This is a genomic window from Aurantimonas endophytica (assembly GCF_014196845.1).
GTDB lineage: Bacteria > Pseudomonadota > Alphaproteobacteria > Rhizobiales > Rhizobiaceae > Aurantimonas > Aurantimonas endophytica.
Genome location: NZ_JACIEM010000001.1, coordinates 88,736 through 107,576, shown reverse-complemented (window position 1 = coordinate 107,576; position 18,841 = coordinate 88,736). Strand labels below are relative to the sequence as shown.

Annotated in this window: 14 protein-coding genes; 6 read left to right on the top strand and 8 right to left on the bottom strand. The window is 67.5% G+C overall.

Annotated elements, in window-relative coordinates; all coding sequences use genetic code 11:
• The first annotated feature begins 113 nt into the window (after positions 1 to 113).
• Together GGR03_RS00550 and GGR03_RS00545 are read left to right on the top strand one after the other, a co-directional pair.
• Positions 114 to 1,940, top strand: a complete 1,827-nt coding sequence (locus GGR03_RS00550) for an SLC13 family permease (RefSeq protein ID WP_183205353.1) — start codon at positions 114 to 116, stop codon at positions 1,938 to 1,940.
• 16 nt (positions 1,941 to 1,956) lie between these two features.
• Positions 1,957 to 2,706 (top strand): arginyltransferase, encoded by a 750-nt coding sequence (locus tag GGR03_RS00545; protein WP_183205351.1) that lies wholly within the window; start codon positions 1,957 to 1,959, stop codon positions 2,704 to 2,706.
• 73 nt (positions 2,707 to 2,779) lie between these two features.
• On the opposite strand, the gene parC is transcribed toward GGR03_RS00545, so the two are convergent.
• Positions 2,780 to 5,032: a DNA topoisomerase IV subunit A gene (gene parC / locus GGR03_RS00540; protein WP_183205350.1), complete on the bottom strand. Its 2,253-nt coding sequence runs from the start codon at positions 5,030 to 5,032 to the stop codon at positions 2,780 to 2,782.
• A gap of 231 nt (positions 5,033 to 5,263) precedes the next feature.
• Here parC and GGR03_RS00535 point away from each other — a divergent pair, with 231 nt between their 5' ends.
• Positions 5,264 to 6,466, top strand: coding sequence for a hypothetical protein (locus GGR03_RS00535; protein WP_183205348.1), 1,203 nt, complete (start codon positions 5,264 to 5,266; stop codon positions 6,464 to 6,466).
• A gap of 87 nt (positions 6,467 to 6,553) precedes the next feature.
• On the opposite strand, the gene GGR03_RS00530 is transcribed toward GGR03_RS00535, so the two are convergent.
• Together GGR03_RS00530 and aspS are read right to left on the bottom strand one after the other, a co-directional pair.
• On the bottom strand, positions 6,554 to 7,153 hold the full coding sequence (locus tag GGR03_RS00530) for a DUF2076 domain-containing protein (protein WP_183205346.1): 600 nt from the start codon (positions 7,151 to 7,153) through the stop codon (positions 6,554 to 6,556).
• Positions 7,154 to 7,253: 100 nt separating this feature from the next.
• Entirely contained in the window at positions 7,254 to 9,044 is a 1,791-nt protein-coding gene (gene aspS, locus GGR03_RS00525) for an aspartate--tRNA ligase (RefSeq protein WP_183205343.1), read from the bottom strand.
• A 174-nt stretch (positions 9,045 to 9,218) separates the two neighbouring features.
• Here aspS and rnd point away from each other — a divergent pair, with 174 nt between their 5' ends.
• Positions 9,219 to 10,370: a ribonuclease D gene (gene rnd / locus GGR03_RS00520; protein ID WP_183205341.1), complete on the top strand. Its 1,152-nt coding sequence runs from the start codon at positions 9,219 to 9,221 to the stop codon at positions 10,368 to 10,370.
• 1 nt (position 10,371) lies between these two features.
• Here the strand turns inward: rnd and GGR03_RS00515 are convergent, their stop codons facing one another.
• From GGR03_RS00515 to GGR03_RS00495, 5 genes are read right to left on the bottom strand one after another with little or no spacing between them, the layout of a single operon-like run.
• On the bottom strand, positions 10,372 to 11,886 hold the full coding sequence (locus GGR03_RS00515) for a Ppx/GppA family phosphatase (RefSeq protein WP_252920136.1): 1,515 nt from the start codon (positions 11,884 to 11,886) through the stop codon (positions 10,372 to 10,374).
• Positions 11,879 to 14,422 (bottom strand): RNA degradosome polyphosphate kinase, encoded by a 2,544-nt coding sequence (locus GGR03_RS00510; protein ID WP_246367547.1) that lies wholly within the window; start codon positions 14,420 to 14,422, stop codon positions 11,879 to 11,881. The genes GGR03_RS00515 and GGR03_RS00510 overlap by 8 nt, the downstream gene beginning before the upstream one ends.
• A gap of 2 nt (positions 14,423 to 14,424) precedes the next feature.
• Positions 14,425 to 15,138: a P-loop NTPase family protein gene (locus tag GGR03_RS00505; protein WP_183205337.1), complete on the bottom strand. Its 714-nt coding sequence runs from the start codon at positions 15,136 to 15,138 to the stop codon at positions 14,425 to 14,427.
• An 11-nt stretch (positions 15,139 to 15,149) separates the two neighbouring features.
• Positions 15,150 to 16,310: an AI-2E family transporter gene (locus GGR03_RS00500; protein ID WP_183205336.1), complete on the bottom strand. Its 1,161-nt coding sequence runs from the start codon at positions 16,308 to 16,310 to the stop codon at positions 15,150 to 15,152.
• Positions 16,307 to 16,873 (bottom strand): CDP-alcohol phosphatidyltransferase family protein, encoded by a 567-nt coding sequence (locus GGR03_RS00495; protein WP_183205335.1) that lies wholly within the window; start codon positions 16,871 to 16,873, stop codon positions 16,307 to 16,309. The genes GGR03_RS00500 and GGR03_RS00495 overlap by 4 nt, the downstream gene beginning before the upstream one ends.
• Before the next feature lie 131 nt (positions 16,874 to 17,004).
• Here GGR03_RS00495 and purM point away from each other — a divergent pair, with 131 nt between their 5' ends.
• Both purM and purN read left to right on the top strand, forming a co-directional pair.
• Positions 17,005 to 18,072: a phosphoribosylformylglycinamidine cyclo-ligase gene (gene purM / locus GGR03_RS00490; protein WP_183205334.1), complete on the top strand. Its 1,068-nt coding sequence runs from the start codon at positions 17,005 to 17,007 to the stop codon at positions 18,070 to 18,072.
• Positions 18,069 to 18,767 (top strand): phosphoribosylglycinamide formyltransferase, encoded by a 699-nt coding sequence (gene purN, locus GGR03_RS00485; RefSeq protein WP_183205333.1) that lies wholly within the window; start codon positions 18,069 to 18,071, stop codon positions 18,765 to 18,767. Before purM ends, purN begins: the two co-directional genes overlap by 4 nt.
• Positions 18,768 to 18,841: the final 74 nt, after the last annotated feature.

Genomic DNA, 18,841 nt, shown 5'->3' with positions numbered 1-18,841 from the left:
GACCGGCGCCAGCGTCGGCGAGCCGCCGCCGGCGTCGGCAGATGGCAGGCACGGCTTGCAACGCCCGCCACCGGAACCGATAAGCTGCCTCGTTCAACAAGACGCGGCGGTTCATGGATTCCTTTCACCTCTGGGCGACCTACCTGCTGATCCTCGGCAGCATCGTCGGTTACGCGCTCGATCGCTGGCCGATCGAGGCCGTGGCCGCCGCATCGCTTACCGCCTTCCTCATCCTGTTTGCCGCCCTGCCCTTCCGCGATCCCGCCGGCATCGAGGTCACGGCCGCCGACATGCTGTCGGGCTTCGCGAACCCCGCGCTGATCACGGTCATGGCGCTGCTGATGATCGGCCAGGGCCTCTTCGCCACCGACGCGATGGCGCTGCCGACGCGCTGGCTGGCGCGGCTCGGCGGCTCGGCGGGAACGGGTGCGGTCGCCATTGTGCTGCTGGCGGCGATGGCGCTCTCGGCCTTCCTCAACAACACCCCCGTCGTGGTGATCTTCATTCCGATACTGACCATGCTCGCCACCCAGCGAGGCGTTGCGCCATCGCGGGTGTTCATGCCGCTGTCCTTCCTGTCGATCCTCGGCGGCATGACGACCCTGCTCGGCTCCTCGACGAACCTCCTCGTCGCGGGCGTCGCCGAACGGTCGAACATCACGATCGGCTTCTTCGACATCACCGTGCCTGGCATCGCGATCGCGGCAGTCGGTGCATTCTACGTGATCAAGATCATGCCGAAGATCCTCAAGGTGCGCGATGGCTCGGGCGGGCGCCTGGTGGACCCGGGCGGCAAGCAGTTTCTCGGCGAGCTCGACATCATCGAGGGCCATGCCTTTGCCGGCATCACCGCGCGGGCCGGACTGTTCACCGGCCTCGGCGACCTGACGCCGCGGATGATCCTGCGCGGTGAGGAGACGATCCTGCCGCCCTTCGACGACATCACGCTGACGGAAGGCGACCGGCTGATCGTCACCGCGACGCGCCGCGCCTACGCCAAGGCGCTGTCGAGCGGCAACCTGACGATCAAGGCGCTCGATCCTTCCGGCCAGGGCGGCGACGAGCACACGAACAAGATCGGCCCGGACATGGTCATGGCCGAAGCGGTGGTGGCGCCGGGCTCGCGTTATGCCGGGCGCACGATGCAATATTCCGGCCTGCGGACGCAGTTCGGCATCACCCTGTTCGGCCTGCAGCGAAAGAGCCGGATGGCCCGCTCGGCCTTGTCGGAGATCCGGCTGGAGCCCGGCGACACGCTGCTCCTGTGCGGCCGCGAGGCCGCGATCGCCGCCTTGCGCGGCAATCACGATCTTTTGCTGCTGGAATATTCGGCCCGGCCGATCCCGCAGGGAGCGAAGGCCGCGCTCGCCAGCTCGATCTTCTTCGCCGTGGTGCTGATGTCGGCGGCCGGCGTGCTGCCGATCGTGGTGCTCGCCGTCCTCGGGGCGCTGCTGATGGTGGCGACCGGCTGCCTAACCATCGGCGAGGCGGCGCGCTCCTTCGACCGCTCGATCTTCATGCTGGTCGGCGCCTCGATCGCCGCCGCAACGGCACTGGAGCGCACCGGCGGCGCCGCGCTGATCGCCGACGGAACCGTATCGATGCTCACGGGAATGCCGCCCGCCATCATCCTCTCGGGCCTGTTCCTGGTCATCGCGGTCATGACGAACCTTCTGTCCAACAACGCCACGGCCGTGCTTTTCACCCCTCTTGCCCTCGACATGGCCCGGCGTCTCGGAGTCGCGCCGGAGCCATTCCTGGCTTGCGTCATCTTCGCCGCCAACGCATCTTTCGCCACACCGATCGGTTACCAGACCAATCTCCTGGTCATGGGGCCGGGGCGCTACCGCTTCGTGGACTTCCTCAAGGCGGGCATTCCACTGGTGATCCTCGTGTGGTTAACTTTTTCGCTCGTTGCACCGTGGTACTACGCGCTGTGAGGGAGGGTTTGCGTCCATGACCGTGCATCATCCGCAGACTCCGCAGTTCTTCCTCACTTCCCCGTCCGCCTGCCCCTATCTGCCCGGACAGGCCGAGCGGAAGGTGTTCACCCATCTCGTCGGTGATCGCGCGCCGGGGCTGCTGGACCTGCTCAGCCAGGGCGGCTTCCGCCGCAGCCAGAACATCGCCTATCGGCCGGCCTGCGAGCGCTGTCGCGCCTGCGTCTCGGTGCGGATCCTCGTCGACGAGTTCCGGCCAAGCCGATCGATGCGCCGGGTGCTCGCCCGCAACGCCGACCTCGTCGGACGGATGAGCGAGCCAAGCCCATCCAGCGAGCAATATTCGCTGTTCCGGCGCTATCTCGACGACCGCCACACGCATGGCGGCATGTCGGAGATGAGCGTTCTTGATTATGCGATGATGGTCGAGGACAGCCAGGTCGACACGCGGCTGATCCAGTATCGCGAGCGCGGCCCGGATTCGGCGTTCACTGCCGCCTCGGACGGCGATCTGGTCGCGGTGGCGCTCAGCGACGTCATGGGCGACGGCGTGTCGATGGTCTATTCGTTCTTCGAGCCGACGGAGACCGCACGCAGCCTAGGCACCTACATGATCCTCGATCATATCGAGCGGACGCGGCGTATGGGCCTGCCCTATCTCTATCTCGGCTACTGGGTGAACGGCTCGCGCAAGATGGACTACAAGATCCGCTTCCAGCCGCAGGAACACCTGATGGCCAAGGGCTGGGAACGCTACGAGGGCTGATCGCCGACGGGCCGGCGCCGCTTCACGGGGGCGGCCACCGGGACGGACCCGACGCGAAGGACCGGAACCCGGCTCAGCCGGCGAAGCGATTGCTCTTCGGGAAACCCTTGGGCACGAGCCGACCCGCCTGCGCCCGGTCGCCGCGCCACTCCAGCAGTTCGGCCTCGGAGCGCACGAAGGCGCGCCCGGCCGAATCCGACCAGGCGAGCCCGTCCGCCATGCGGAACACCCGGGTGTCGGCGACGCCGCCATCCTTGTAGCGCTGCAGCCGGACACCCTTGCCGCGGGCCATCTGCGGCACCTGAACCAGCGGGAAGACCAGCATTTTGCGGTTCTCGCCGACGATGGCGACGTGATCGCCCTCGCCCACCGGCACCGCCAGCGCCAGCCGCACGCCGGCCGTGACGTTCATCATCTGCTTGCCCTTGCGCGTTGCCGACAGCATGTCGGCCTCGGTCGCGACGAAGCCGTTACCGTCGGACGACACGAGCAGCCGCCGGCGCTCCGGATCGGCCACGAAGGCGACCGCGATGTCCTGCTCGTCGTCGAACTCGAAGGCGAGGCGGATCGGCTCGCCCTGGCCGCGGCCGCTCGGCAGCTTGTCGGCACCCAGCGTGAAGGCCCGGCCGCCGGTCGACAGGAACAGGAGCTTGTCGGTGGTCATCGCCGGGAAGGCGAGCTTCAGCCCGTCGCCTTCCTTGAAGGTGAGCCCGCTGTAGTCCGTCAGATGGCCGCGCATGCCGCGCAGGAAGCCCTTCTTCGACAGGACGACCGTCACCGCCTCCTTCTCGATCAGCGCGACCGTAATGTCGTCGAGCGCGTGGTTCGGCGCGTCGGCGAACAGGGTGCGGCGCCGCCCGAGCCTGGTCTTCTTGGAGAAAGTCTCGCGAACCTCGCGGACCTCGGCGGCGATCGCCGCCCATTGCTGCGTGTCGGAGGCCAGCAGCGCCTCCTTTCCGGCCTTCTCCTCGGTCAGCTGCTCGAACTCGCGGCGCAGCTCGAACTCCTCCAGCTTGCGCAGGGAGCGCAGCCGCATGTTGAGGATCGCCTCGGCCTGCACGTCGGTGAGCTCGAAGATGCGCATCAGCGTCGGCTTCGGCTCGTCCTCCTCGCGGATGATCCGGATCACCTCGTCGAGATTGAGGAAGGCGATCAGGTAGCCGCCCAGCACCTCCAGCCGCCGCTCGATCTGCGCCAACCGGAAGCGGGCACGCCGCACCAGCACCTCGCGCTGGTGCGCCAGCCATTCGGACAGGACGTCCTTGAGCGACATGACCCGCGGCACCTTGCCGCCGGAGAGGACGTTCATGTTGAGCGGGAAGCGGGTCTCGAAATCGGTCAGCCGGAACAGCGATTCCATCAGGATCTCGGCGTCCACCGTACGGCTCTTCGGCTCCAGCACGATCCGCACGTCCTCGGCCGATTCGTCGCGGATGTCGGCAAGCAGCGGCAGGCGCTTGGCCTGCAGCAGCTCGGCGATCTTCTCGATCAGCTTGGACTTCTGCACCTGGTAGGGGATCTCGGTGACGACGACGACGTAGCCGCCGCGCCCCAGCTCTTCCTTCTCCCAGCGCGCCCGCACCCGGAAGCCACCGCGCCCGGTATCATAGGCCTCGCGGATCACCGCCTGGCTGTCGATGACGACGCCGCCGGTCGGAAAATCCGGTCCCTGCACGAAGCGCAGCAGCATGTCGGTGGTGGCGTCGGGATTCTCGATCAGCTTCAGCGCCGCGTCGCAGAGCTCGGCGGCGTTGTGCGGCGGGATCGAGGTCGCCATGCCGACGGCGATGCCGGAGGACCCGTTGGCCAGGAGATTCGGGAAGGCGCCCGGCAGCACGACCGGCTCCTGGTCCTCCTCGTTGTAGGTGGCCCGGAAATCGACCGCGTCCTCGTCGATCCCGCGCAGCAGCAGCGTCGCGACCTCGGTCATCCGCGCTTCGGTGTAGCGCATCGCAGCGGCACTATCGCCGTCGATATTGCCGAAGTTGCCCTGCCCGTCGATCAGCGGATAGCGGATCGCGAAATCCTGGCTGAGCCGCACCAGCGCGTCGTAGATCGAGGCGTCGCCATGCGGATGGAACTTGCCCATCACGTCGCCGACGATGCGGGCGCATTTCTTGTAGCCCTGGCCGGGATCGAGCCGCAGCACGCGCATCGCATGGACGATGCGCCTGTGCACCGGCTTCATGCCGTCGCGCACGTCAGGCAGCGCTCGGCCCATGATCGTCGACAGCGCGTAGGCGAGGTAGCGCTCCTCGAGCGCCGCCTTCAGATCGATCGGTTCGATGTCCCCGGCGCCGGCCGGCGGATCGGTCAACTTGCCCATCCCGCCCCTCTAGGGCACCGCGCCAGCCGGAACAAGACCGGAACGCCGCTTATCCAGTGCTTTGTCTCGCACCGGACTGCGTGCCTCGGCGCCGCCGCCGCACGGCCATCACCGCGGCATCTTCGTCGCCGACACTCCCTTATCAGCCAGCCGCTTCCGTCCTAGATTGCGTCGGATGTAGCGATACCGCCCGACCGGCAGCATGCCGAGGCGCCGTTTCAAGAGGTTTTCATGATCATCAAGACAGGCATTCCGGCCGCCGCCACGGCGGCGCTGCTCCTGTGCACCAGTTCGGCCTTTGCCGTCGACGCCCAGGCCTTTGCCGACCGGCTCAAGGCCGTCGCATCGACCCAGAGTGTCGAGATGAGCTTCGACGCCGCGGAGGAGGACGGCGACGACGTGGTGCTGAGGGGCGTGCGCTTCTCGCCTGCCTCCGCCGAAAGTTCCGAGAAGATCGAGGAGATCACCTTCGAGAACGTCACCGGCTCGACCGCCGAGGGCTGGACGGTCGAGCGGGTGCCGATCGCCGACATCGACGAGACCGAGGAAGGCACCCACTCGACGGTAACCGGCATCGTCATCGAGGGGCTGCACCTCGTCGGCACGGAAGCGACCGATACGCCCGCGGCGATGAGCTTCTCCGAGCTCTTCTTCGACAGGGCCGCAGTGGAGTCGGTGAATGTCGAGAAGGACGGCAAGAAGGTCTTCAGCCTCAGCGATGCCTCGATGGAGAACGAGATCGCCGATGACGGGACGCTGACCTCGGAATTCGATCTCGGCACGTTCGACGCCGACTTCACCGCCGCCAACGACAACGCCGAGAGCGCCACGACGATGCGGGAGCTCGGCTATGCGACCCTCGGCGGCAACATCGCCGGCACGGCGACCTGGAACCCGACGACCGGCCTTCTGGAGCTCGACCCGTTCGACATCGATCTCACCGATGCCGGCAGCCTGTCGTTCACCTATGCGATCAGCGGCTACACGCCGGCCTTCATCGAATCGCTGAAGCAGCTGCAGCAGCAGATGGCATCCAATCCCGACAACCAGTCGGCCGCCGGCATGGCGATGATGGGCCTGGTGTCGCAGCTCTTTCTCGATTCGGCCGACCTGGTCTTCGTCGACGACAGCCTGACCGACAAGCTGCTCGACTATTACGCCGAGAAGAACGGCCAGACCCGCGAGCAGCTGATCGAAGGCCTCACCGGCATGCTGCCGGCGATGCTCTCCTACCTCCAGAACCCGACTTTTCAGGAGGAGGTGATATCGGCCGTGACGACCTTCCTCAACGATCCGCAGTCCCTGTCGATCGCCATCGAGCCGACCGCTCCGGTACCGGCGACGCAGGTGATCGGAGCAGCCATGGGCGCGCCGCAGACCCTGCCGAGCGTCCTGGCGCTGAGCGTTTCGGCCAACGACGCCACCGACGACTGACGCGAAAAAGCCGCGCCGCCCGATCTGGGTGGCGCGGCTCGATCTACAAGGGCCGCCGAGGATCAAGCCTCGTCATTGGGTCGCTTCTCAGATGTCGTCGAAGCCGCCCCCGAAATCGCCGCCATCATCGAAGCCGGTCTCCTCGTAGCCGGCATCCGCCTCTGGCTCCGCAGCCGCCGTCTCGTCGGCCCCACCGGCGTCAGCCGCCGCCGTGTCGTCACCGGCGAAAAGGCTGCCCAGCATCGAGCCGAGCATCACGCCGCCGGCAACGCCGAGCGCCGTCTGGGCCGCCCCGGCGAGAAAGCCGCCGCCGCCGCCACCCCGTCGCATGCCGGCCGACGGCACGCTGGCGCTGCCGCGCTGGCCCCAGGCGGAGCTTGCAGGGCGTTGCGATGCCGGGCTCGACCCACCCGTGAGATTACCGAACAGCCCGCCGCGCGACGCCGCCGATTGCTGCGATCCGGAAGCCGTGCCGGCTTCCAGCTCGTCGATCCGCGCCTTGGCCGCGGCCAAGGCCTGATCCTGGACGATGATCGTCTGGGCCATGAAATACGGCGCGCCGGGCTGGCTGCCGATCCGCTCGCGGATGAAGGATTCGGCCTCGCCGTCGCGCGGCGGCGCGGTGCGTTCGGCCTGGTCGAGCCGGTCGAAGAGACCGTGAATGAGCTGCTTTTCGGTCTGGTCCATGGTCGCGTGTCACTCCCTGAGCGGAGAAATTCCGTCACAGGGGATATGTCGACGCCCCGTCCGCGCTACCAACGCGAACGGGTCACAAGCCCGTGATGGCTCAGGCGTCCTTCTTGGCCACCGCCACCCGCAGGCTGAGTTCGCGCAGCTGCTGCGGCGACGCCTCGGCCGGCGCGTTCATCAGAAGGTCCTGCGCCTGCTGGTTCATCGGGAACATGGTGATCTCGCGCAGGTTCTTGGCGCCGACCAGCAGCATGACGATGCGATCGACGCCGGCGGCCATGCCACCATGCGGCGGCGCGCCGTACTGGAAGGCCCGGTAAAGGCCGCCGAAGCGCTCCTCCACCGTCTCGCGATCGAGCCCGACGATCCCGAAGGCCCTGACCATGGTCTCGACGAGATGGTTGCGGATGCCGCCCGAGGCGATCTCGAAGCCGTTGCAGACCATGTCGTACTGGTACGCCTTGATGGTCAGCGGATCCTGGTTCTCCAGCGCTTCCATGCCGCCCTGCGGCATCGAGAACGGGTTGTGGCCGAACTCGACCTTCTTGTTCTCCTCGTCCCACTCGTAGAACGGGAAATCGATGATCCAGCAGAGCGCGAAGCGGTCGCGGTCGACGAGGTTCAGTTCCTCGCCGGCGCGCGTCCTTGCCGCGCCCGCGAAGGGGTAGAACTTCTTAGGATCGCCGGCGACGAAGAAGCAGGCGTCGCCATCGTCGAGACCGAGCTGCTGGCGGACCGCCTCGGTGCGCTCCTCGCCGATGTTCTTGGCGAGCGGGCCGGCGCCCTGCACGGCGTCGCCTTCCTTGCGCCAGAAGATGTAGCCGAGGCCCGGCTGGCCCTCGCCCTGCGCCCAGCTATTCATCCGGTCGCAGAAGGCACGGCTACCGCCGGTCTTCGCCGGGATCGCCCAGACCTGGTTCTGCTCGCCGGAGGCGAGGATGTTGGCGAAGACCTTGAAGCCCGAGTCGCGGAAATGTTCGGAGACGTCCTGCATCTCGATCGGGTTGCGCAGGTCCGGCTTGTCGGAGCCGTATTTGCGGATCGCCTCGTCATAGGCGATGCGCGGAAATTCCTGCGTCACCGGCTTGCCGTCGGCGAAGGTCTCGAACACCTGGCGGATCACCGGCTCCATCGTGGCCAGCACGTCCTCCTGCTCGACGAAGCTCATCTCGAGGTCGAGCTGGTAGAATTCGCCCGGCAGGCGGTCCGCGCGCGGATCTTCATCCCGGAAGCAGGGCGCGATCTGGAAGTACCGATCGAAGCCCGAGACCATGATCAGCTGCTTGTAGATCTGCGGCGCCTGCGGCAGCGCGTAGAACTTGCCGCCATGGATGCGCGAGGGCACCAGGAAGTCGCGCGCGCCTTCCGGCGAGGACGCCGTCAGGATCGGCGTCGAGAACTCGGTGAAGCCTGCCCCGCTCATGCGATTGCGCATCTCCGCGATGATCTTCGTGCGCGACACGATGTTGCGGTGGAGCGTCTCGCGGCGCAGATCGAGGAAGCGGTATTTGAGGCGGATGTCCTCGGGATAGTCCGGCTCGCCGAAGACCGGCAGCGGCAGCTCCTTCGAGGCCGACAGCACCTCGATCTCCTGCGCGAACACTTCGATCTCGCCCGTCGGCAGCTTGGCGTTCACCGTTTCGTCGGAGCGCGCCTTGACCACGCCGTCGACGCGGATGACCCATTCGCCACGCACCGTTTCGGCCGCCTTGAAGGCCGGCGAATCGGGATCGACGACGATCTGCGTCAGGCCGTAGTGATCGCGCAGGTCGATGAACAGCAGGCCGCCGTGGTCGCGGATGCGATGCGCCCAGCCGGACAGGCGGACCGTCTCGCCGACATCCCCCTTGCGCAGGGCGGCGCAGCTGTGACTGCGATAGCGGTGCATGGCATTCTCTCTGTGGTGTCGGCGCCGCCGCGTCGAAACGCGCGGTCGACCGGGCTTGCGGTAAGGCTGAAATCGCGGGCGACAAGCGCATGGGCGTTTGGCCCTGTCAAGATTCCGCGGGATTCCTCTCCCGTCCGGCTATCAACGGCCGGGGTCTTGGGGCAGAAGGAAGGCATGCAAACCATCACCACTACCGCGGCACTGGCCGATGCCTGCGCCACCTTCGCCAACGCCGCCTTCGTCACCGTCGATACCGAGTTCATTCGCGAGACGACGTTCTGGCCGGAGCTCTGCCTGGTCCAGATGGCGTCGGACGACCTCGCCGTGCTCGTCGACCCCTTGGCCGATGGCATCGATCTCGCGCCGTTCTTCGAGCTGATGCGCGACCAGCGGGTCGTGAAGGTGTTCCATGCCGCGCGCCAGGACATCGAGATCATCTACAAGCTCGGCGGCCTCGTGCCGGCGCCGCTGTTTGACACCCAGGTCGCGGCGATGGTCTGCGGCTATGGCGATTCGATCGCCTACGACCAGCTGGTCGCACGCACCAGCGAGGGCCGTATCGACAAGACGTCGCGTTTCACCGACTGGCGCCACCGGCCGCTGAGCGAGGAGCAGCTCGTCTATGCGCTCGCCGACGTCACCTATCTGCGCGACGTCTACCGTGCGCTGAAGACACATATGGAAGTGGAAGGGCGCACCGACTGGCTGGCCGAGGAGATGGCGACGCTCGCCGACCCGGCGACCTACGATCTGCATCCGGACGACGCCTGGCGGCGGCTGAAGCTCAGGGTGCGCAAGCCGATCGAGCTGCAGGTCCTGAAGGAAGTCGCGGCCTGGCGCGAGCGCGAGGCGCGCGAGATCGACAAGCCGCGCGGCCGCATCATCAAGGACGACGCGATCTACGAGATCGCCCAGCAACAGCCGCGCGACGAACAGGCGCTGGCGCGGCTGCGGACCATCCCGCGCGGCTTCGAGCGCAGCAATGCCGGCCGGGATATCCTCGCCGCCGTCGCCCGTGCGCTGGCGGTGCCGAAATCCGACCTGCCGGCGATTCCGCGCCCGCCGCAGCTGCCCGAGGGGACCGCGGCGGCGGTGGAATTCCTCAAGGTGCTCCTGAAGATCGTCGTCGAGGAAAAGGGCGTCGCCGCCAAGATGATCGCCTCGGGCGACGATCTGGAAAAGCTCGCCTGGAAGGGCGAAGAGGCCGAAATCCCCGCGTTGGATGGCTGGCGCCGCGAGATATTCGGCGAGCGCGCTCTGGAGCTTCTGAAGGGCGAGACCGGCCTCGTCTACCGCAACCGGCGCGTCGAGGTGGTGGCGCTCTAGCTCAGCGCGCCTCCATCCGGAGCGACTTGCCGATCGTCTTGGCGAATTGCTGCAGCCGGCCTTCCGGCCGCTCGCCGATCAGCGCCGCCAGTGACCGTGGCACCACCAGCGTGAAGCCGCCGCGCAGATCCTGTGCCCAGCGCATCTGGTCGAGGACCCCGGGCATCGAGGCGGTCATCAGATAGGTGACGCGGAACAGCGAGGCGAGGATCCGCGCGCGGGCCAGCAGCCGCTCGTCGACGAGACTCTCCAACTCGGGCAACTGCACCTGCTCGAAGCTGCCCTCGTGGCGATAGTAGTTGGTCAGGCCGAGATAGGCGCGGCCGCGATGGTCGACCGCCGGAAAGGCGGCATGGGCGATGATCGACAGCGCCTGCTTGCCGCGATAGTCCGGATGCGCCCGCCAGCCGATGTCGGCGAGCAGGCACGCGGCCTCGCGGAGCCGCTCCTCCTCGGGCGATTCGTCGACCCCGAAAGCCTCGAAGGTCCGCCGGCTCCACTCGACGAGTTCCAGCGCATGGGCCGGAGAGCGCGAGCGCAGGATAGACAGTTCGCGCGCCGCCTCGATGAGCGGGTCCTTGGCCTTCTCCTCCTCCGGCAGCAGCGAATGCAGATAGCCTTCCCGCACGCCGAGCGCCGACAGGACGATCCGCGAAGGCTTGATGAACCGGATGACGCTCTTCAGCGTGATCGCGCCGTAGGCGAGCAGCGCGCGGCGCGACTTGGAGACCGCGGCGATGCCCGGGATCTTGTCCGGGTCGCTGCGCACCACGGCGTCGAGGAAGCCGTCCAGCTTGCCCGTATCGAGTTCGTAGCCGTGCATGACGTGCAGCGGGTAGCGGTTCTGCTCCATGTGCAGCTTGGCGAGGTTGCGCCACGTGCCGCCCACGGCGAAGAACGGCCGACCCTCTCCAGCGCCGGCCAGCGCACTGGCCGACAGGTGGCTGTCGGAGATGGTCTGGGCCTTCACCAGGTCGCCATCCGAGAGATCGCGCAGGCGCAACCCCCCCAGCGGCAGCGTCAGCCCGCCTTCGAAGAGCCCGTCATGGATGTCGACCAGCTCCAGGCTGCCACCGCCAAGGTCGCCCGCGATACCGTTCGGCAGGTAGAAACCGGACAGGACCCCCTCGGCGGCATACCGTGCCTCGTCCGGGCCGGACAGGATGACCACCTTCCGACCGATCGCCTCTTCCGCGGCGGCAAGGAACTCCGGTCCGTTCTGGGCTTCGCGGGCAGCCGCCGTGGCGATCGGGTAGAGGTCGACGACCTTCGCCTGCTCGGCCAGCTGGCGAAACCGGCGCAAGGCGCCGAGGGCGCTGTCCACCGCCTGCGGGTCGAGACGGTTGCTCTGGGCAAGCCCCTTGCCGAGGCCGCTCAGCACCTTCTCGTTGAAGAGCACGGTGAGCGCCCGGCTGTTGCCTTCGTAGATGACCAGTCGCACCGAGTTCGAGCCGATGTCGACGACCCCCACCGGGACGCGGCCTTGCAGCCGCCCCTGGACCGGGAGTTCAGTCAAAGCGGGCGTGGTCCGCTCGCTGTCTGGCGATGAGTCTGGGTGCATCCGACTTCAGTGCTTTACCGCGCCCGGAGAGGCTCGGATTGGTCATGAAATAGCGCTGGGCGTTGAACGGCTGTTCGCCTGGCGATGGAACGATGTGGCGCGACGTGCCGTCCGAGGCGACCGACCAGCTCTGCTGGTTGTCGAGAATGTTGCCCAGCATGATCTGCGACAGGATCTGGCTATGCACGGTTGGCGTGGTGATGGGAACGAGGGTCTCCACGCGCCGGTCGAGATTGCGCGGCATCAGGTCCGCCGAGCCGATATAGACGATCGCCCCGTCCGAGGGCAGCCCATTGCCGTCGCCGAAGCAGAAAACCCGGCTGTGCTCGAGGAAACGGCCGACGATCGACTTGACGCGGATATTGTCGGAGAGACCTGGAACGCGCGGCCGCAGGCAGCATATGCCGCGGACGATCAGATCGATCTCCACCCCTGCCCTGCTGGCCCGGTAGAGCTCGTCGATGATCGCCGGATCGACCAGCGAGTTCATCTTCATCCAGATCTGTCCGGGCCGCCCTGCCTTGGCATGCGCGGTCTCGTCGCGGATGTGGCCGATGATGCGCTGGCGCAGATTCAGCGGCGAGATGGCCAGCTTCCTGACCTCGGTGGGTTCGGCATAGCCGGTGATGTAGTTGAAGATCAGCGAGATGTCGTGGGCGATCTCGGGATCGGCCGTGAAGTAGGAGAGGTCCGTGTAGATACGCGCGGTGATCGGATGATAGTTCCCGGTGCCGATATGGCAGAAGCTGACCAGCCGCCCCTCCTCCCGGCGTACCACCAGCGACAGCTTGGCGTGGGTCTTCTTCTCGATGAAGCCGAACACCACCTGGACGCCCGCCCGCTCGAGATCGCGCGCCCAGCGTATGTTGGCCTCCTCGTCGAAGCGCGCCTTGAGCTCGACGAGCGCGGTCACCGATTTGCCGGCTTCCGCCGCATCGACCAGCGCCCGCACGATCGGCGAGTCGTTGGAGGTGCGGTAGAGCGTCTGCTTGATCGCGATGACGTTCGGGTCCTGCGCGGCCTGGCGCAGGAACTGCACGACGACGTCGAAGGATTCGTACGGGTGATGGACGATGATGTCCTTCTCCCGGATCGCCGCGAAGCAGTCGCCGTTGTGCTCGCGGATCCGCTCGGGAAAGCGCGGCAGATACGGCGTGAACTTCAGGTCGTCGCGCGGCGCCTTGCACAGCTGCGACACCGAATCCAACGCCAGCATCCCGTCCATGACGGAGATCCGGTTCTCCGGCACTTCCAGCTCGGCCGCGACGAAGTTGCGCAGAACCTCCGGCATCACCGAATCGAACTCGATGCGGATCACCTGCCCGCGCCGGCGGCGCTTCAGGGCGCTCTCGAACAGCCGGACCAGGTCTTCGGCTTCTTCCTCGATCTCGATGTCGGAGTCGCGGATGATCCGGAACGTCCCGGCCCCGCGCACCCTGTAGCCCGGGAACAGCTTGGCGATGAACAGCGCCACCACGCTTTCCAGCGGCACGAAGCGCATGACCCCGGCGTCGGTCAGCGGCATCTCGATGAAGCGCTGCAGCGCGACCGGCAGGCGCAGCAGCGCGTTCATGCGCTGGGAATCGCGCTCGCGCATCAGCGTCAGGGCGATCGAGAAGCCGAGATTGGGGATGAACGGAAACGGATGCGCCGGGTCGATCGACAGCGGCGTCAGCACCGGGAAGATCGTCTCGTCGAAATGCCGTTCCAGCCAGGCGCGGTCGGCGCCTTTCAGATCGCCCGCCCCGACGATGTGGATGCGTTCCTGCCGCAGTGCCTTGACCAGATCGGCGAGCGAGGCCTGCTGCTCTTCCTGCAGCTCGACGACATCCGTCAGGATCCGGTCGAGCTGCTCCTGCGGGGTCAGTCCGTCGATGCTGCGCACGGCGATCTTCTCGCGCACCTGGCCGGCGAGACCGGCGACGCGGACCATGAAGAACTCGTCGAGATTATCCGCCGAGATCGACAGGAACCGCACCCGCTCCAGCAGCGGGTGCGCGGTGTTCTGGGCTTCCTCGAGGACCCGTCGGTTGAACTGCAGCCAGGAAATCTCGCGATTGATGAAGCGGTCGGCGGGCAGCGGCTCGTCGATCTCTTCGGAGGCCGGCGCGGTGGTTTCTGCCTTGGCCGGCGGCGTCTCTAGGATGAGCGCTGCCTCCGTGGCTTCCGAGACATCGCCAGCGGCAGCCGGGCCTGCTTCGGGCGCCGCCTCGGCCTTTGCGTCCGGCGCGGTCGAAGGCTTGGCCGCAGGCCGGCGCCGGACCGTTGCGGGCTTTCGCGTGCGGGTGCCGGCCCTCGGCTTGGCCTTGGCCGGCGTTGCAGCCGTGCCTGATGTCTCGCCGTCGGTCGCCGGCCCGCTCGCCGCGCTCGTTTCGCTGGCCACCTGCTCGTCCGGCCCCGCCTGCGGCTTGGCGGCAGAGAGGCGGCGCGTACGGGTCGCCGGCTTGCGCGTCGATGTCGCGGTCCGCGGCTTCGGTGATGTCGTGTCCATGGTCATTCCTCCGTGGCGGCCGGATAGGGGCCGGACACGACCGTTTGATGACGCACGGCTTCCGCGTCGCGGTCAAGCACCCGCTTGAGCAGGCGACGAGTGACTCGCTCCTTGGAGGCGAGCGCCTCGCGATCGACAGCCGCGACGAGCTGCCGGGCCGCGTCGAGCGACCGCTCCATGCGCTCGCCGAGATAGCGCAGCGCTTTGGCATCGATGTCGATCTGCCGGTCGGCAAACAGCTTTACCAGGACGCCCGCCAGGAGTTCGTCGTCAGGGGCGCCGAGCTCGGCGACGGTCGCGGCGGCGAGCCGGGACCGCAGGTCTGCCAGGGCAAAGGTCAGGTCCCTCGGCATCCGGCGCGACGTCGCCAGCAGCGTTCCGCCGCCGAGGCGGGCCGCGTTGACGACCGCGAAGAGCTCGTCCTCCGCCAGGTCGCAGTGGTCGATGTCATCGAGCACCGCGCGGAAATCCGGCTGGTCGAGCAGACCCGACACGCCACCCCGACGGACCGGCACCGCGCCTGCCCGCTCGGCCCAGGCTGAGGCGAGATGGCTCTTGCCGGACCCGGGTGGACCGACGATCACCAGCACGGAATGGCGCCAGGCAGGCCAGGAGTCGATGGCCTCGACGGCAAGGCGGTTGGAGGCGGACAAGACGATGTCGTCGCGGGCGTGCGATGCCTGGTGCGGCAGGTCGAGCGGGATCTGGGAAGGCACTGCGTCTTACCTCAGCCGCGAGGTTCCGGGTCGCCACCCGACTGGATCACCTGCGGCGGCATGCGTGTCTCGATCCGCCCCGGCGTCTCGACAAGGCCGCTGCGCCCGAAGAACATCTCGCTGCGTAGATACTGGGAGAGCGCGAAGCGCACCAGCACGCCGACGGCGGCGGCGGCCGGCACGGCGATCAGCAGGCCGACGAAACCGAACAGCGTGCCAAAGGCGAACAGCGCGAACATCAGCCAGACCGGATGCAGGCCGACCGAAGCGCCGACGAGCTTGGGCTGCAAGATGTTGCCCTCGAAGAACTGGCCGACGAAGAAGATGGCGGCGACCGCGAGCACCCAGGGCCAGTCCGGCCAGAACTGCACGAGCGCCACGCCGACGGAGAGGATCAGCCCGATCGCCGAGCCGACATAGGGAATGAACGAGATCAGCCCGGTGAACAGGCCGATCAGCAGCCCGAAATTGAGACCCACCAGGGTCAGGCCGACGCCGTAGAACGTCCCGAGGATCAGGCAGACGCTGCCTTGCCCGCGCACGAAGCCGGCGACGGACGCATCGATGTCGCGTGCCAGGCGCCGCACCGTGGCCGCGTGCTGGCGCGGGATCCAGCTGTCCACCTTGTCGACCATGCGGTCCCAGTCGAGCAGCATGTAGAAGGCGACGACGGGCGTGACCACGAACAACGAAACGAAATTGACGACGGCCAGCGACGAGGACCAGAGCGAGCCGAGGAACGACGTGACGATTCCCGTTCCCTGGCTGGCAAACTGGGCGAGGTCCTGCTTGAGATCGAGTTCGTCGCCGGTGAAGAGGAAGGCGAGCGGGCCGGCCCGGGCGGAGACGGCCAGCGCCTGCAGGCTGTCCAGATATTCCGGCAGACGCTCCGAGAAGCTGACGATCTGGCCGCCCACCACGGGCACGACGATCAGCACGGCCGCGGCCAGGGCGATGATGAACAGCACGAGGATGACCACGGTCGCAGCGATCCGCGACAGGCCACGGCGCTGGAACCAGTCGGCGACCGGGTCGAGAAAATACGCCATCGCCATGCCGAGAACGAACGGCAGCAGGATGCCGGAAAACACCCACAGCATCAGCACCACGAGAAGGGCGGCTACGCTCCAGAACAGCACCTGGCGTCGGATCAGCGCGCTTTGATCGGTCATCGCGATTCGTCTTCCCGGTGCGTCGGCATTTCGCCGGAAGCCATATGCCGAAGCCACTCGAGGAGATAGGCAGTGGCCGAGATTGCGGTCAAGAGCGCCGTGAGGCCGATGAGGACGTCGATGAACGGCGCCAGCGGCAGATGGAAGACAGGCTCGGCCAGCGCGAAGCCGGCGAGCAGGAGCTGCGCCAGCGTCGTCAGCTTCGAGACCAGCAGGGGCCGGACGGTGATCGGCCGGCCCATCATGAAGGAGAGGACGACCGCCGCCATGATCAGGAGGTCGCGGCTGACGACGGCGATGGCCAGCCACGTCGGCAGTTCGCCGAGCATGCCGAGACCGACGAAGATGGTGATCAGCAGCGCCTTGTCGGCGATCGGATCGAGATACGCGCCGAGCGCCGATTGCTGGTTGAAGCGGCGGGCAATCGCGCCGTCGACCGCATCGGACAGGCCGGCAAGAATGAATATCAGGAACGCCAGGCCGGGACGGCTGTCGACCAGCGCCCATACCAGCACGGGAACGGCCAGAAGCCGGGCGATCGAGATGAAATTCGGGATGGTCATCGGGCGATCCCCTGTCGCCCCGCCGCCCTGTCCGCGGCCTGCCCGACGCCCGTGACGATCCCGCTTGCCATGTCTCGGGTCTTGCTCGCGGCCGGCGATCATGTCAACTCGGCGCGAACAGAGGCGGGACCATGGCCGACAACACCAATGCTCTGACCTATCGCGACGCCGGGGTCGACATCGACGCGGGCAACGAGCTCGTGCGACGCATCAAGCCGCATGTGCGCGCCACGGCGCGGCGCGGCGCCGACGGCGAGATCGGCGGCTTCGGCGGGCTCTTCGACCTGAAGGCGGCCGGCTTCACCGACCCGCTGCTGGTCGCCGCCAATGACGGCGTCGGGACCAAGCTGCGTGTGGCGATCGAGACCGGCATCCATGACACGATCGGCATCGACCTCGTGGCGATGTGCGTCAACGACCTCGTCGTGCAGGGCGCCGAGCCGCTGTTCTTCCTCGACTATTATGCCACCGGCAAGCTCGACCCGGCCGAGGGCGAGGCGATCGTCCGCGGCATCGCCGAGGGCTGCCGGCAGGCCGGCTGCGCGCTGATCGGCGGCGAGACAGCGGAGATGCCAGGCCTCTACGCCGACAAGGACTACGACCTCGCCGGCTTCGCGGTGGGTGCGGTGGAGCGCGATCGGCTGCTGCCGGCGGGCGGCATCGTGGCCGGCGACATGATCCTCGGCCTTGCCTCCTCCGGCGTTCATTCCAACGGTTATTCGCTGGTGCGGCGCATTGTCGAGCTGTCGGGCGCCAGCTACGACGAGCCTGCGCCGTTCGACGCAAGCCGCAGCCTCGGCGCGGCGCTGATCGAGCCGACGCGGATCTACGTCAAGCCGCTTCTGTCGGTCTTCGCCGAGACGTCCGGCATCAAGGCGCTGGCACACATCACCGGCGGCGGATTCGTCGAGAACATTCCGCGCGTCCTGCCGGATACGCTGCGCGCCGACATCGACCTCTTCGCCGTCCCGGTGCCGCCGGTCTTCGGCTGGCTGTCGCGCACCGGCGGCGTCGCGGAAGCCGAGATGCTGCGCACCTTCAACTGCGGCATCGGCATGATCGTCGTGGTCTCCGAGGCGGACGCCGCAACGGTCGGCGCCTTGCTGCAGGCGGCAGGCGAGACGGTGGTGCCGCTCGGCCGCGTCCTGGAGCGCAAGGGCGAAGCCGTCACCTTCAACGGCAGCCTGGCGCTCGCATGAGCAGCGTCCGCCGCAAGCGGGTCGTCGTCCTGATCTCGGGGCGCGGCTCGAACATGCAGGCGCTGATCGCGGCCACGATGGACCCGTCCTTTCCGGGCCAGATCGTCGGGGTGATCGCCAACAAGCCCGACGCGCCCGGCCTCGAGACGGCGCGGCGGCACGACATCGCGGCGATCCCCGTCGACCAGAAAGCTTATGACAGCCGCGAGGCGCACGAGGCGGCGGTGCTCGACGCGCTGGCCGAACTCGACCCGGACATCGTCTGCCTCGCCGGCTACATGCGGCTCCTGTCGGCGACCTTCGTACAGCGCTACGCCGGCCGGCTGATCAATATCCACCCCTCGCTGCTGCCGCTATTTCCCGGCCTCGAGACCCACGAACGGGCGCTCGCCGCCGGCATGCGGATCCATGGCTGCACCGTCCATTTCGTCACCGAGCGCATGGACGAAGGACCGATCATCGCTCAGGCGGCGATCGCCGTGGAAGCCGGCGACACCCCCGACACGCTGTCCGAACGGCTGCTGCGCGCCGAACACCGGCTCTACCCGCACGCCCTCAAACTGATCCTCGACGGCACGGTGCGCATGACCAACGGCCGCGCCGTCGTCGAAAGCCGTCGAAGGCTGTCCGAGGAGCCGGACGGGCTGCCCGAGAGCCCGCTGATGCTGGTCTCCCCGGATGCGCGTCGGGGATAGGCGCCAGGTAACGGCGCGAACGGATCGAGCCAGCCTGTGGACCGAATGATTTTCCCTTAGGTAAGGATGGCGGC